Source organism: Methylobacterium sp. CM6246 (assembly GCF_054818005.1).
This window is the reverse complement of record NZ_JBTXKY010000001.1, coordinates 3,654,521-3,668,968: the sequence shown is the minus strand read 5'-3', so window position 1 is coordinate 3,668,968 and position 14,448 is coordinate 3,654,521. Positions and strand designations below refer to the sequence as shown.

At 70.4% G+C, this 14,448-nt stretch carries 12 protein-coding genes and 2 pseudogenes; 8 read left to right on the top strand and 6 right to left on the bottom strand.

The features are described 5' to 3' along the window. The first annotated feature begins 22 nt into the window (after positions 1-22). From ACYQPG_RS17950 to ACYQPG_RS17940, 3 genes are read left to right on the top strand one after another with little or no spacing between them, the layout of a single operon-like run. Complete coding sequence (locus ACYQPG_RS17950; protein ID WP_461232477.1) at positions 23-877, top strand: ABC transporter permease; 855 nt, start codon at positions 23-25, stop codon at positions 875-877. A 3-nt stretch (positions 878-880) separates the two neighbouring features. Beyond that, a complete protein-coding gene (locus tag ACYQPG_RS17945) occupies positions 881-1,876 on the top strand; it encodes an ABC transporter ATP-binding protein (protein ID WP_461231410.1) in 996 nt (331 codons plus the stop codon). A gap of 23 nt (positions 1,877-1,899) precedes the next feature. Next, entirely contained in the window at positions 1,900-2,928 is a 1,029-nt protein-coding gene (locus ACYQPG_RS17940) for an ABC transporter ATP-binding protein (RefSeq protein ID WP_461232476.1), read from the top strand. A gap of 99 nt (positions 2,929-3,027) precedes the next feature. Here the strand turns inward: ACYQPG_RS17940 and ACYQPG_RS17935 are convergent, their stop codons facing one another. Both ACYQPG_RS17935 and ACYQPG_RS17930 read right to left on the bottom strand, forming a co-directional pair. After that, positions 3,028-4,416 carry an NAD(P)/FAD-dependent oxidoreductase gene (locus ACYQPG_RS17935; protein ID WP_461231409.1) on the bottom strand — a complete coding sequence of 463 codons (1,389 nt, stop codon included), beginning with the start codon at positions 4,414-4,416 and terminating at the stop codon, positions 3,028-3,030. Between the two features lie 12 nt (positions 4,417-4,428). Continuing rightward, on the bottom strand, positions 4,429-4,827 hold the full coding sequence (locus ACYQPG_RS17930; protein ID WP_461231408.1) for a nuclear transport factor 2 family protein: 399 nt from the start codon (positions 4,825-4,827) through the stop codon (positions 4,429-4,431). Between the two features lie 260 nt (positions 4,828-5,087). Between ACYQPG_RS17930 and tauA the strand changes: the two genes are divergently transcribed. The 5 genes and pseudogenes from tauA (at position 5,088) to ACYQPG_RS17905 (ending at position 10,203) form a co-directional block, all read left to right on the top strand. Next, positions 5,088-6,125 (top strand): taurine ABC transporter substrate-binding protein, encoded by a 1,038-nt coding sequence (gene tauA, locus ACYQPG_RS17925; RefSeq protein ID WP_461231407.1) that lies wholly within the window; start codon positions 5,088-5,090, stop codon positions 6,123-6,125. A 24-nt stretch (positions 6,126-6,149) separates the two neighbouring features. Continuing rightward, a pseudogene (locus ACYQPG_RS17920) lies at positions 6,150-6,941 on the top strand (taurine ABC transporter ATP-binding protein). Continuing rightward, the gene (locus ACYQPG_RS17915) at positions 6,938-7,777 is read left to right on the top strand and encodes an ABC transporter permease subunit (RefSeq protein WP_147911008.1); all 840 of its coding nucleotides are present in this window, start codon (positions 6,938-6,940) and stop codon (positions 7,775-7,777) included. The pseudogene ACYQPG_RS17920 and the gene ACYQPG_RS17915 overlap by 4 nt, the downstream one beginning before the upstream one ends. Before the next feature lie 115 nt (positions 7,778-7,892). Beyond that, on the top strand, positions 7,893-9,413 hold the full coding sequence (locus ACYQPG_RS17910) for an aldehyde dehydrogenase family protein (RefSeq protein ID WP_461231406.1): 1,521 nt from the start codon (positions 7,893-7,895) through the stop codon (positions 9,411-9,413). Between the two features lie 4 nt (positions 9,414-9,417). Further along, the gene (locus tag ACYQPG_RS17905) at positions 9,418-10,203 is read left to right on the top strand and encodes a sulfite exporter TauE/SafE family protein (protein ID WP_147908155.1); all 786 of its coding nucleotides are present in this window, start codon (positions 9,418-9,420) and stop codon (positions 10,201-10,203) included. Here the strand turns inward: ACYQPG_RS17905 and ACYQPG_RS17900 are convergent. From ACYQPG_RS17900 to ACYQPG_RS17885, 4 genes and pseudogenes are all read right to left on the bottom strand, one after another. Then, positions 10,177-11,682, bottom strand: coding sequence for an aminotransferase-like domain-containing protein (locus ACYQPG_RS17900; RefSeq protein ID WP_461231405.1), 1,506 nt, complete (start codon positions 11,680-11,682; stop codon positions 10,177-10,179). The genes ACYQPG_RS17905 and ACYQPG_RS17900 overlap by 27 nt on opposite strands. Positions 11,683-11,836: 154 nt before the next feature. After that, positions 11,837-12,253, bottom strand: a pseudogene (locus ACYQPG_RS17895) (aminotransferase class V-fold PLP-dependent enzyme); the annotation flags it as partial. 64 nt (positions 12,254-12,317) lie between these two features. Next, positions 12,318-13,103: an enoyl-CoA hydratase gene (locus ACYQPG_RS17890; RefSeq protein ID WP_461231404.1), complete on the bottom strand. Its 786-nt coding sequence runs from the start codon at positions 13,101-13,103 to the stop codon at positions 12,318-12,320. Beyond that, a complete protein-coding gene (locus ACYQPG_RS17885) occupies positions 13,100-14,368 on the bottom strand; it encodes a CaiB/BaiF CoA transferase family protein (RefSeq protein ID WP_147939877.1) in 1,269 nt (422 codons plus the stop codon). Before ACYQPG_RS17885 ends, ACYQPG_RS17890 begins: the two co-directional genes overlap by 4 nt. Positions 14,369-14,448: the final 80 nt, after the last annotated feature.

Genomic DNA, 14,448 nt, shown 5'->3' with positions numbered 1-14,448 from the left:
GCGCCCCGAGGCGGCCCCGCCGATGCCGCGCCCGGCTGTCACGCCCGGGCTCGCCACGCTTCGCCTGTTCCTGCGCAACCCCAGCGGCCTCCTCGGTCTCGCCATCCTGCTCGGCCTCCTGTTCGCCGCGCTGGTCGGACCGCACCTCTACGGGGTCGATCCGTTCGACATCGTCGGCGCCCCGTTCCAGCCGCCCGGCGGCGATCCGCTGCTCGGCACGGACTACCTCGGCCAGGACATCCTGGCGGCCCTGCTGCAGGGCGGTCGCGCGACCCTGCTGGTCGGTTTCTCCGCGGCCCTGATCACCGTGGTGATCGGCGTGACCTTCGGGGCGCTGGCGGGCTTCTTCGGAGGCCGGACCGACACGCTGCTGATGAAGGTCACCGAATTCTTCCAGGTGCTGCCGACCCTGCTGTTCGCGATGGTTCTGGTCACCCTGTTCGGCCAGAGGATCGCCATCACCACGATCGCGATCGGGATCGTCTCCTGGCCGCCCACGGCGCGGCTGACCCGGGCGGAGTTCCTGCGCCTGTGCGGCCTCGACTTCGTCAAAGCCGCGCGGGCGGCCGGGGCCGGACCGCTCTACCTGATCGGCCGGGTGATCCTGCCGAACGCCGCACCGCCGATCGTGGTCTCGGCGACGCTGGCGATCGGCACCGCCGTGCTGTTCGAGGGGGCTCTGAGCTTCCTCGGGCTGGGCGACCCCAACGTGATGAGCTGGGGGCTGATGATCGGCCAGAACCGCGCCTACGCCCTGGAGGCGTGGTGGACGGTGCTGCTGCCCGGGGCGGCGATCTTCCTCGCGGTCCTCGGCGTCAGCCTCGTGGGCGACGCCGTCAACGACGCGGTCAACCCGCGCCTGCGCAAGCGGAGCTGAGCGATGCCCCCCGTCCTCGCAGTCGAAGACCTCACCGTCACCTTGCGGCAGGCCGGAGCCAGCGTGCCGGTGCTGGAGCACCTGAGCTTCTCCGTCGAGGCCGGCCGCACCATCGCGCTGGTCGGCGAATCCGGCTGCGGCAAGAGCATGACCGCGCTGGCGATCATGGGCCTGCTGCCGGAGGGATTCACCCGTGCCGGCGGTCGCATTCGCCTCGCCGGGGAGGATCTCGCGGCGGCCAAGCCGGCCCGGCTGCGGGCGTTGCGCGGCAGCGCCATGTCGATGATCTTCCAGGAACCGATGACGGCCCTGAACCCGGTCTACACGGTGGGCGACCAGATTGCCGAGGCGCTGCGGCTGCATCAGCGGCTCGGGCGCCGCGACGCCCTGGACCGGGCCCTGGCGATGCTCAGGGCGGTCCAAATCCCGGCCGCCGATCGGCGCCTTCACGCCTACCCGCACGAGCTCTCCGGCGGCATGCGCCAGCGCGTGATGATCGCCATGGCGCTGGCCTGCCGGCCGAAGCTGCTGATCGCCGACGAGCCGACGACGGCGCTGGACGTGACCGTGCAGGCGCAGGTGTTCGATCTGCTGAAGGCCCTCCAGGACGAGATGGGCACCGCCATCGTGCTGATCACCCACGATCTCGGGGCGGTGGCCGACATCGCCGACACGGTGGCGGTACTCTACGCCGGGCGGTGCATCGAGCAGGGCGAGACCCGCGCCGTGATGCGCGCGGCGCAGCATCCCTATACCTACGGGCTGATGGGCTGCACGCCGCACCTGCGCCTCGGCGCAGCGGCGGACGCCGGGACGGGCGCGTTGCGCGAGATCCCAGGCCTCGTCCCTCCGCTCGGCCGTCGACCCGCGATCTGCGCCTTCGCCGACCGCTGCGCGCGGGTCGACGCCACCTGTCTGGACAGTCCCCAGCCGGCCCTGGCCGAAACCGGGTCCGCCCGGGCGGTGGCCTGCTGGCACCCGGAGGCACGAGCGGCATGAGCGGCAAGAGCAGCCAGAGCGGCATGAACGTGAGACCCATCCCGGCCCCGACGGGCGCCGCCATCCTGCAGGTCAACGACCTCAGGGTTCATTTTCCGGTCCCGGGTCGCGGCGGCTCGCGGGTACACGCGGTCGATGGCGTAAGCTTCGTCGTGCGTCGCGGCGCGAGCTTCGGCATCGTCGGAGAGTCCGGATCAGGCAAATCCACCACAGCGCAGGGCATCATGCGCCTCGTTCCGGCGACCGCCGGCCACGTCGTCCTCGACGGCGAGGACATCCTCGGCCTCCGGGGCGCCCGGTTGCGGCAGGCGCGCCGCCACATCCAGATGGTGTTCCAGGACCCGTTCGCGTCGCTCGATCCCCGCCGCTGTGCCGGCGACCTCGTGGCCGAGCCGCTCCGGCTGCTGGAGGGGCTGTCGCGCAAGCAGGCCGCGGCGCGGCTCGACGCGCTGTTCGCCGCGGTGGGCCTGCCACCGGAGGCCAAAAGCCTGTTCCCGCATCAGTTCTCGGGCGGGCAACGCCAGCGCCTGTGCATCGCCCGGGCCCTGGCGACCGAGCCCGACATCATCGTCTGCGACGAGGCGGTCTCGGCCCTCGACGTCGCCATCCAGGCGCAGATCCTCAACCTCCTGGCCAGGCTCCAGGCCGAGCGAGGGCTCGCCTACATCTTCATCTCGCACGATCTCGGCGTGGTGCAGCACCTCTGCGACGAGGTCGCGGTGATGTATCTCGGCCGGATCGTCGAGCAGGCGCCGACGCGGACGTTCTTCTCCGCCCCGCGCCATCCCTATAGCTGGTCGCTGATCTCGGCGGCGGTGCCGGCCGGTCCGGCACGGGAGGCCCTGAAGGCCCGCTACCTCGTGCGCGGCGAGCCGCCGAGCCCGATCGATCCGCCCGCGGGCTGCCGGTTCGCCGGGCGCTGTCCGTTCGCGGTCGAGCGGTGCAGGGCCGAGGATCCGGCCCTGCTCGCGACGGGCCAGGGTCACTACGTCGCCTGTCACCGTGTCGGCGAGATCGAGGCGCCGAACTTCGATCAGGCACAGGCTGCCTGACCATCCGGCGGTACCTCCCGACATGGCAAGGGCCGCCCCGAACCGACCGGGCGGCCCATCCGAAGAGGGCTGGGTTATTCGTTCCCGCAGACAGCCGGGTCAGGCCGCCTCGTCGCGGTGGTGGTACCAGCGATACAACATCCGCTGCCCGATACGCCGGAACGGCGCGAAGGGGTGGCTCGGCAAGGATCCCTCGAAGATCGGCAGACCCGCGAGCTTGCGACCTGCCACCAGCCCGGCGAGCCGGCGGCCAGCCTGAGCGGAGAACGAGACGCCGTTGCCGCCATAGCCCAGGGCGTAGAACAGCGGCTGGTCCGGCTCCGGCCGAACGATCCGGGGCATCATGTCGTGGCTGACATCGACCCAGCCCCACCAGGAATAGTCGATCGCAATGCCTTCGAGCGCCGGGAATTTCTGGTGCAGGCCATCGACCAGGAGGCGGAGGTGGCGCGGGTTGGTCGCGTCCGCCCCGGTGATGGCGCTGCGGCTGCCGATCTGGACCCGGTTGTCGGGTAGCCGGCGGTAGTAGAAGCGCAGGGTGCGGGTGTCCGTGACGAAGGTGGTGGTCCGCAACGTCGCGGCGATCTCGTCCTGCGTCAGCGGGCGGGTGACCAGGGAATTGGACAGGATCGGCATGATCCGGCTGCGCAGGCGCGGGTGCAGTCCCTGGCTGGTGTAGCCCCCCGTGGCGATCGCGACTGCACGGGCCCGAACGGTTCCGTGGGGGGTGCGCACCCGGAATCCGGCGCCGTCGCGGTCGATCCCGAGCACCGGGCTGGCGGGGTGGATCCGCGCGCCAGCCGCCCGCGCGGCCCGGAGATACCCGAAGGCGAACTTCGCCGGGTGGATGCCGATACCCAACGGCTCATGGAGTGCACCGACCGCCCCGGCCTCGTCGAGCCAGTCGCGCCGCAACTCGTCCGGGCCGAGCATCCGAGTGCGATACCCGAACACCGCGTTGGCGACCTCGCATTCGGCTGCCAGCTTGGCGAAGGTGCGCGCCCGATGGGCGACGTAGATGTGGCCGCCAGGCTGCGGATCGGGGTCGAATTCGCGGACGAGGTCGGAGAAGTATGAGAACCCGTCCTGGATCTCGGCGTGGAGCCGGAGCGCGGTCTCCCGACCGTAGCGGGCGATCCATTGCGAGCGGCTGAGCCGGCCCGACGCGTTCTGGCCCTGGCCCCCGTTGCGGGTGCTGCAGCCCCACGCAACCCGGTTGGCCTCCAGCACGGTGGCTTTGATGCCGTGATCGCGGGCGAGGCTGAGGGCGCAGGACAGGCCGGTGAAGCCCGAGCCGACGATCACCACGTCGGCATCGACGTCGCCCGTGATCGGGCCGTCATCCTCCGGCGGAGGGCCGGCGGTGGCCACCCAGTAGGTCGGCGCGTAGGCGCGGTTCGTGCCAGGGGTCGCGCTGGTCAGGGGATCGTAGGTCGGATCGTAGGGCGCGCCGGTCGGGCGTGGCACGGGATCGGGGGTCAGGCTCACGGTCCGCCTCCCTCAGGCCGCCTGGACCGGGCGGTCCTTGCGGAAGGCGCTCTTGCGGGCGATCAGCCTTCCCTCGAACACGAACAGGTCGACCCCCTCCACGGCGACCCGGCCGCCATCGGCCCGGGTGCCGGTGAACAGCCATTCCGACGTGGCGCGCTCCCCCGCCAGGGTGTGGCGGGTGACCGTCCAGGCCACGTCCGGCATGTCGGTCCAGACGGCCACGAAGGCCGCCCGCACCGCGTCCTGGCTGGTCAGCCGGCGCCCGTGCGCCTCCGGGCCGGCGGCGGTATCGAACACCACGTCCGGCGTGAAGCAGGCCATCACCCCGTCCGCATCGTGGCGGTTGAAGGCTTCGAACAGGCTGTCGAGCACCGCGTGGCGCTCCGCTTCGGTCGTCGTTTCATTCATGGAACCGCACTCCCCTGGCTCGCCCGCGGGCGGCTGTCGTCGCCACGACCTAGCGCCGGCGCCGTCAGCCTCGCGAGGTCCAGAGCGGTGTCAACGACGCATCCAGTTGGCCGGCCCTGGGGAGCGACTGGCGCGGGGGAGCCATGCGGGGGGAGATTTAGGCATCGTCTGGCCCCTTGTGCACGGAGCTTGCCTTGTCGGACCCTCCGGTCGGACCGCTCATCGGGAGCGCTTCGGGGTCCCGGAGGGGATGAATGCTCATGGACAGCGTACGATCGCGACCAAAAGCCCGCCCCGCCGCGCGAGCAATCTTAGCCGCTCTGGCGGCTTTGGCACCGCTGTTCCTCGGCATCCTCTCGCCTGACCCCGCCCGGGCCGCCGAGAAATCGGTCACCTTCGCGCACCAGGACATGGTGGTCCCGTTCCGGGCCCTGATGGCCTCGGGCGCCATCGAGAAGGTCACCGGCTACACCGTGACGTGGCGTAAGTTCGGCGGCGGCGGCGACGTGATTCGCGCCATGGCGTCGGGCAACGTCCAGATCGGAGAGGCGGGGTCGAGCCCGATCACTGCGGCGGCCTCGCAGGGACTCGACATCCAGCTCTTCTGGATCCTCGACGAGATCGCCGACGCCGAGCAGCTTGTCGCGCGCAACGGCAGCAGCGTCAAAACCGTGGCCGACCTGCGTGGCAAGACCGTCGCGGTGCCGTTCGTCTCGACATCCCACTATCAGCTGATCGCCGCGCTGGCGGAGGCCGGGTTGAGCCAGAAGGACGTGACGATCCTCAACATGCGGCCGCCCGAGATCGCCGCCGCCTGGGAGCGCGGCGACATCGATGCGACCTTCATCTGGGACCCTGTGCTGGCCCGCGTGAAGAAGTCCGGCACGGTGCTGATTTCGGCGGGCGACATCGCCCGCAAGGGCAAGGCGACCTTCGACGGCCTCGTGGTCGACCGGGCCTGGGCGGCACAGAACCGGGACTTCCTCGTCACGCTGGTGAAGCTGATCGCGGCCGAGGACGCGGCCTACAGGGCTCGGCCTTGGGCTGCCGATTCAAGCGAGGTGAAGGCGGTGGCCAAGATCACCGGTGCGACCCCCGCAGAGGTGCCGGCGAGCCTCGCGAGCTACCGCTTCCCGGCCCTCGACGCGCAGGCCTCCCCGGCCTGGCTTGGCGGCGGGGCCGCCAGGGCCCTGACGGAGACCGCGGAGTTCCTGAAGGCGCAGGGGCGCGTGCAGGCGCTGGCACCCGATTACGGCCGGTTCGTCACCGGCGATTACGTGGCGGCGGCCGGACAATAGCCCGCGGCGAAGCCGGAGAGATCCATGATCGAGATCCGCAACCTCAGCGTCCATTACGGGGAGGGCGAGACCGGCATCGTCGCCCTCTCGCAGGTGAACCTCACGATCCGGCCGGGGGAGTTCGTGGTGGCGCTCGGCGCCTCAGGCTGCGGCAAGACCACCCTGCTCTCGGCGATGGCCGGCTTCCTTGAACCGACCGAGGGTAGCATCCTGCTGGACGGGGTGCCGGTCCGGGGTCCGGGGGCCGACCGGGGGGTGGTGTTCCAGCGCCACGCGCTGATGCCCTGGCTGAGCGTGGCCGAGAACGTGGCCTTCGGTCCCAAGATGCGCGGCGTTGCGCGCCCGGAGCGGCACCGGATCGCCCTCGCCATGCTTGAGCTGGTCGGTCTCGCCGAGTTCGCGGACCGGAAGACCTACGAGCTCTCGGGCGGCATGTAGCAGCGGGTCGGCATCGCCCGGGCGCTGGCCAGTGACCCGCGCGCCCTGCTGATGGACGAGCCGCTGGGCGCCCTGGATGCATTCACGCGCGAGCAGGTCCAGGAGCTGATCCTCCAAGTCTGGCACCGGACCGGCAAGATGGCCTTCTTCATCACGCACGACGTCGAGGAGGCGGTGTTCCTGGCCACCAAGCTCCTGATCATGAGCCCGCGGCCGGGCCGCATCGTCGAGACGATCGACCTGCCCTTTTCGCGCGCGGTCGTGGCCGGGCGGGCGGCGCGGGCGGTCAAGTCGGATCCCGACTTCATCGCCGTGCGCGAGCGCGTGCTCGGGCGCATCCATCACCGGATCGAACCGGCGTTCGGAGGCTCCCGATGAGCGGCCTTCCCCTCGACGCGGCGGTTCCCGAGGCGTCGCGCTCTCGCCCCGGGCGCCGTGGCCGCCGCGACGAGTCGCTGGTGCCGATCATCAGTCTGGCCACCGTGCTGGCCTGCCTCGGTCTCTGGGCGGTCGCGACCCATGTCGGCTGGATCAAACCGCTGTTCCTGCCGCCGCCGGAGGCGGTCCTGACGGCCCTCGGGCAGGCCTGGAACGGCGAACTCGACGGCGCCCCCCTCGGCCTTCACGTGCGCGACAGCCTCTTGCGCGTCCTCGGCGCCTTCGGGCTCGCCACGCTGCTGGGTGTCCCGGCCGGTTTGGCCATGGGCATGAGCCGGATCGCCCGCGGCATCCTCGACCCGCTGATCGAGTTCTACCGGCCGCTGCCGCCGTTGGCCTACCTGCCGCTGATGATCATCTGGTTGGGGATCGGCGAGTTGTCGAAGGTGCTGCTGATCGTCCTGGCCTGCTTCGCCCCGGTGGCCCTGGCGACCCGATCGGGCGTGCTCTCGGCCTCTGTCGACCAGATCAACGCGGCGCGCGCACTCGGGGCGAGCCGCTGGCAAGTGCTCCGCTACGTGGTGTTCCCGGCCGCGATGCCGGAGATCCTGATCGGCCTGCGGATCGGCATGGGCGTCGGCTGGACCACCCTGGTCGCCGCCGAGATGGTGGCGGCCCAGGCCGGGCTCGGCCAGCTCGTCCTCAACGCCTCGAACTTCCTGCGCACCGACGTGGTGGTGATGGGGATCCTGCTGATCGGCCTGTTCGCAGCCCTTTTCGAATTCGGCCTGCGGCGGCTCGAACGCGCGCTGGTGCCCTGGAAGGGCAAGGCCTGACGGCGCCCGGACGGCGCCCTGGTCCGCTCACTCGCCGCCGCCTGGACCTGTCGCGGCGCCCGCACCGGTTTTATCGACGGCGGGACGCCCGAGTCCGATCGCGAGTGACCCGCCCATGTCGAACGAACCCGAGAGCCTGACGCGCGGCCCGGCGCGCCTTCCTGGGAACGCGCGCGACCTCCTGGCCTCGCTTGCGGGACGCCACCTGATCGGGAACGCGCTGGTGGGCCCGGTGGACGGCACATGCCTGACTGTTCTCGATCCGGCGACCGGCGACGCACTGGGGCAGGCGCCGGCGGCCGGCCCGGCGGATGTCCAGGCGGCGGTCGCGGCCGCCCGCGCCGCCGGAAAGGCCTGGGCGCGGGTGCCGGCGCGCGAGCGCGGGCGGCTGGTCGCCGAGGGCGGGCGCCGGATCGCGGCGGCGTCCCCGGACCTCGCCCCGCTCCTCGCCGCCGAGACCGGCAAGGCGATCCGCACCGAATGCCGACCCGAGATCGCCACCGCCGCCGACATCCTCGCGATGTTCGGCGGCCTCGCCACGGAACTCAAAGGCGAGACGCTGCCGTTCAGCCCGGACATGCTGGCGCTGACCACCCGGGAGCCCCTGGGCGTGGTGGCGGCGATCCTGCCCTGGAATGTGCCCCTCGTGCTGATGGCGCTCAAGATCGGCCCGGCCCTGGTGGCGGGCAACACCGTGGTGGTGAAGGCCTCCGAGGAGGCCCCCTTCGCGACGATCGAGGCCGCGCGCCTGCTGGCGGAGCTCCTGCCGCCCGGCGTCCTCAACGTGATCTGTGGCACCGGAGCCGGATGCGGGGCGCCGCTGGTCCGCCACCCCGACGTCGCCAAGGTCACCTTTACGGGCTCGCAGGCGGTGGGTGAGGCGATCTACCGGGAGGCCGCCGACAAGCTGATCCCGGTGAGCTTGGAGCTCGGCGGCAAGAGCCCGATGCTGGTCTTCGCCGACGCCGATCTCGACCGGGCCGTCGCGGGCGCAGTAGCCGGCATGCGCTTTACCCGCCAGGGTCAGAGCTGCACCGCGTCGAGCCGGATCTACGTCGATGCGGACCTGCACGACCCGTTCGTGGAGCGGCTGGCCGCTGCCGTCTCGAACCTCCGGATGGGCGACCCGCTCGACGAGGCGACCGATATCGGCACCGTCATCAACGCCCGGCAGCGTGCCAAGATCATGGACTACATCGCGCAGGGCGAGGCGACCCCGGGCGCGCAGGCCGTGCGTTGCGGAACCCTCCCCGAAGCGGCGGAGCTCGCCGGAGGCCTCTTCGTCGAGCCGGTCCTGTTCACCGGTCTTACCGAGGACAGCCCGCTCATGCGCGACGAGATCTTCGGGCCGGTCGCCTGCATCGTGCCGTTCTCCGACGAGGAGGCCGTTCTGGATGCGGCGAATGCCGGGGATTTCGGCCTCGCCGCGACAGTGTGGACCACCGACCTGCGTCGTGCGCTGCGGGTGTCGCACGCGCTCGATGCCGGCTATGTCCAGGTCAATCAGAACCTGACGATCCAGCCGAACCTGAGTTACGGCGGCTTCAAGAAGTCCGGCCTCGGCAAGGAAGCCTCCCTCGAGGCGATGCTGGAGCATTTCACCCGCAAGAAGACAATCGTGGTCGACATGCGCTGAGGCGATGGAAGCCGTTCCCGCCCTGCTGGCGGCCGCGCCCCAGCCGGGGACCCTGGTCGCCATCGCGGCGGCGGTCTTCGCGGCGGCGTTGATCCGCGGCTTCACGGGCTTCGGATTCGCCCTGGCGGCCGTGCCGCTGCTGGGCTTCTCGCTGCCGCCGAGCCAATGCGTCCCGCTCGCCGTCGCCCTTCAGTTCTGCGCAAGCCTGTCCGACCTGCCGCGGGCGCGCCGGACCTGCCACTGGCCCTCGCTCGGCTGGCTCGTCGCCGGTGCGGTGGTCGGATCGCCGCTGGGCGTGGCCGCGCTCGCAGCGGCGAGCCCCGACGTCGCGCGGCTCGGCATCGCGCTGATCTGCGGTGGGGGAACCGTCGCGCTGGTGCGGGGCTTCCGTTTCGTGGTGCTGCCGCGCGGCGGCGCGACGCTGGTGGTCGGGCTGGCGGCCGGCCTGTGCAACGGGCTCGCGGCGATGCCCGGCCCGCCCGTGGTCGCCTATTATCTCGCGACGCCGCTCTCGCCTCAGCAGGGGCGCGCCTCGTTGCTGGTGTTCTTCCTCGCCACGTCGATCGCCAGCGCCGTCAGCCTCGCGACCGCGGGCCTCCTCGGGGTATCCCTGGCGATCCCGGTGGCGATCGGCATCCCGCTCATCGTCGCCGGAAGCCGGGTCGGCGAGGCGCTCCTCCAGCGCGGCGCCGGCCGCGGCCATCGGGCGTTGTCGATCCTGCTCCTCTGTACCGTGGCGATCACGAGCGTGGTGCAGGCGGTCTCAGACCTGCTCGGCCATCCTCTGTGACAGCGGAGCGCCCGCCGGGCCGATCAGCTCCGACAGGTGGGTGAGCCCCGCCTCGATCCGATCGGTGCGGATCGAGGCGAAGCCCAGCCGGAAACAAGCCCGGCCGGCATCCGGATCGGCGAAGAAGATGTCGCCCGGCTCGATCAGGACGCCGCGGGCGCGGGCGCGCAGACTGAGATCCCGGGCATCGAGGCCTGCCGGTCCCTTCATCCAGAAGCTTGTGGCTCCCGGATCGCGCCGCCAGCTGAACCGGGGCATGAGGCGGGGCAGCAAACCGGCAATGCGCGACGCGCGCTCCTCCAGCACGCTGGCTGTCCGGCGGAGGTGCGTGCGGTAATGCCCGAGCGCCACGAACATCGCGGTGGCGCGCTGATTGTTCGACGGCGGGTGGCGCAGCATCAGCCGCCGCAGCACGCGCAACTCGGCGATCACGGCCCGGGGTGCCACCACGTAGCCAACGCGCAGGCCCGGGGCCAACACCTTCGAGAAGCTGCCGACATAGACAACGCGCCCGTCTGCATCGAGGCTCTTGAGCGCGGGGATCTCGTCCGACAGCGCGAGGTCGGCCTCGTAATCGTCCTCCACCAGGACGACGTCGTGGCGCCGCGCGGCCTCCAGGAGGGCGCGGCGTCGCTCCAGCGGCATGACCGCCGTCGTCGGGCACTGATGGCCCACGGTGACGAAGGCGACGCGCCGGCTGGCGAAGGTCGCATCCGGCACGACCCCCTGCCGGTCGATGGCGAGTGTCGCCAGGTCGTCGGTGGCCAGCGTCAGCATGTTGCGGGTATCGGGATAACAGGGGTCCTCGACGCCCGCCGGGGTGTTGCGGCCGACCAGCAGCTGGATCAGCAGCGAAAGCGCCTGTTGCGAGCCGATCGTGACCATCACCTCGTCCGCGCTCGCGAAGATGCCCCGCCGGGGCAGTACCTGCAGGCGCAGCTGATCGACCAGGTCGGGGTCGTCCTCGTCGATCAAGTCGCCCGCCCAGGCGTTGATCTCGGACACGCCGGAGGCGGCCCGCACGCTCTCGCGCCAATCATTGGCCGGGAACAGGGACGGATCGAACTGGCCGAACAGGAAGGGATAGGGGTAGTCGAGCCAGTCCCGGGGCTTGGTGATCTGTCGTAGCCGCGCAGGCCGAAGCGCGAGGCGCTCCGACCAATCGATGGTCCGGCCGCCGGGGGCCGCGGGCGCCTGGGAGACGGCCAGGTCCGGTGCCAGGAAGATGCCGCTGCGTTCGTGGGCGACCAGAAATCCCTCGTCGATCAATTGCTGGTAGGCGTTCACCACCGTGTTCCGGGCAACCCCGAGCAGCGTCGCCAACTGGCGTGTCGACGGTAGTCGGGCCTGCGCGGTGAACAGGCCCCGTTCGATGGCGGTGACGATTGCCCGGCGGATCTGAAAGTGCAGCGCCAAGCCGCTGCGGTCGAGGTCTCCAAACAGCTGCGTCCAGGCGAGCGCTTGGTCTGTGACAGCCATGATTGGTCAGCTCTCGCGTCTGGGGGCAAGCTGGCCCGACGCAAGGATAGCGCCAGCGTGCTGAGACTGACCATCCTGCCCGCGAGCGTCTGCTTCCAACCGAGCGCTCTGGCTCGTTCGGCGTCCGACAAGGGCGCAAAGCCGTATGACCGGCGACGATAACCGCCTTGATCGCGTGCGCCGTGTCCTCGGCGAGCGTGGCCTCGACGTTGGCCGGGTCCGCACCGTGGCGCCAGTCGCCCGGTACAAACTCAACTGCGATCCCTCATTGGGCGGCCATTTTGCTCCACAGCGTGGCGGGATGCCCGGTCTCGGACATCAACACCCGGGCGCCCGGCGAGAGCATGTTGACGATCGTCGCCTCCCACGCCCCCGTGCCGGAGCCAAAAACGGAACGGCCGGTCCCTCGGTCCGGAAGACCGCCCTGCAACCTTCGCGCATCTCCCGATCCAGCCGGCCGAATTCCGGCCCCGGTGATCGATCGCCTGTCGGTCCATCGCCTGGAGAACACGCTCGGGCACCGGTTTGGGCCGGGGATGTTGAGAAAATGCCGTCCCTGCCGAAGGGGCATGTCGTGTCCTCTTCCAGTGCCGTCGCGGACGAGCCGTGCTGACTGTTGGATGAGAGACCCGACGTCAGGCGCCCGACCAAACCGCTGGCTTCTTGTCGAGGAAGGCTCGAACGCCCTCGGCGAAATCCCGGCTGCCGTAGCAGGTTCGGATCCCGGCGCTGCCGTCAGCGTCAGGATCGAGGGCGAGCGCCGTCAGCATCTCCCGGGTGACGCGCATGGTCACCGGGGCATGACCGAGCAGGCGCTGGCAGAGCTCCACCACACGAGCGTCGAGGGTCTCGGGACTCTCGATCGCGGCGAGGTAGCCGAGCGGCTCCAGGCTCTCGGCCGTCGGCATGTCGGCGAGCAGGAGCATGCGCTTGACGGTGCTCAGACCCAGCGTCGCCGTCAGGCGACGCAAGTTCGCGGGCGACAGACAATTGCCGAGGGTGCGGGCGATCGGAACGCCGAACCGCGCGCCCGGTGTGGCCACGCGCAGGTCGCACGCATTGGCGATCGCGAGGCCACCGCCGACTGCCAGACCCTCAATGACGGCGATTGTCGGGACGCGCACGCGTTCCAGTCCAGTGACATACGCGTCGATCCGCGCCTCGTAGGCCACCCCGTCCTCCCCGGTGAACCCCACGAACTGTTCGATGTCCGTGCCGGCAACAAAAGCTTTGCCGCCCGTCCCGCGCAGGACCGCAATGCGGATCGCCGGGTCAGCCTCGATCCGGGCGAGGCCGTCGGCCAGGTCTTCGTACATCCGCCACGTCATCGCGTTGCGCGCGGCGGGCCGGTCGAAGGTCAGGTGGGCGATGCCGTCCTCGGCGCGATAGCGGACTGCGCCCTCCCGCTCGCACGCGCTCACGGTGCGAACGCGCCTCCCGCGCGCAGCGCCTCGGTTTCGTCTTCGCCGAGACCGAGTTCCCGGAGCAGGCTCTCCGTATGCTCGCCCAGAAGCGGTGCATGCATCCGGGTGCGCGGCGGTGTGCCCGAGAACTTCACAGGGAAACCGATGTTGGGGACGCTACCCTCATTGGGATGCGGGACCTCGATCCGCATCTCACGATGGCGGCCGTGCTCGCTTTCGAACGCTTCCGGATAGGTGTTCATCCGGCCGGCCGGAATGCCGACCGCGAGCAGGTGGGTCACCCATTCCTCGGCGGTCCGTTCGGCAAAGCTCTTCTCCAACTCGCCAATCAGCACGTCGCGGTTGGCGAGTCGGGCCGGGATGTCGACGAAGCGCGGGTCATCGACGAGGTCGGCCCGCGCAAGCACCTCGCATAGCAGCCGCCAGAGCTTCTGGTTGGTCGCGCCCATGACGAAGTAGCCGTCCGAAGCGCGCACGGCCTGATAGGGGGCGCTCATCAGGTTCGCGGTGCCGAGCGGCTTCGGGATGCGGCCGGTACCCCAGTATTCCGAGATGTCCCAGATCGAGAACGCCAGGGCGGAGTCGAACAGCGACGCGTCGATGTACTGGCCTTCGCCGCTCGTCTGCCGGCCGATATACGCGCTCAGGATCCCGTAGACGCAGAACAATGCGCAGCCGATATCGGCTACCGGCACGCCCGCCTTGACCGGCGGCCCGCCGGGATGGCCGGTCACGCTCATCACCCCGGACATCGCCTGAGCCATCAGATCGTAGCCCGGCCGCATCGCCCAGGGACCGGACTGACCGAAGCCCGAGATGCTGGCATAGATCAGACGCGGATTGTGCGCGCGCAGCACGTCGTAACCGAGCCCGAGCTTCTTCATCACGCCCGGACGGTAGTTCTCGACCAGAATATCGGCGGTGGCCACGAAAGTCATGAATAACGCGCGGCCGGCCTCGCTCTTCAGGTTGATCGCGATGCTGCGCTTGTTCCGGTTCATGTTGAGGAAGCCCATGCTGTCGGGCCCCTTCATCTTGAACCCCATCGCGCCGCGGGTCTGGTCGCCCGTGCCGGGTGGTTCGATCTTGATGACGTCGGCGCCGAGATCCGCCAGCAGCATGCTGCAGAACGGACCCGCCATCACCTGCGTGACGTCGAGAACGCGCAGGCCTGCGAGCGGCAGCGGCCGGACGGGTGCGGTAGCAACCTCATCCTCCAGCGCCTGAGCCGAGCGATCGTCGGAACGGCCGATCTCATCCATTCAGGGCTCTCCTCCCGCGACGCATCCAAGGCGTCGCCTTTTGAATTCTGCATGCATAAGGCGATTTTCGGCGCGTGCAA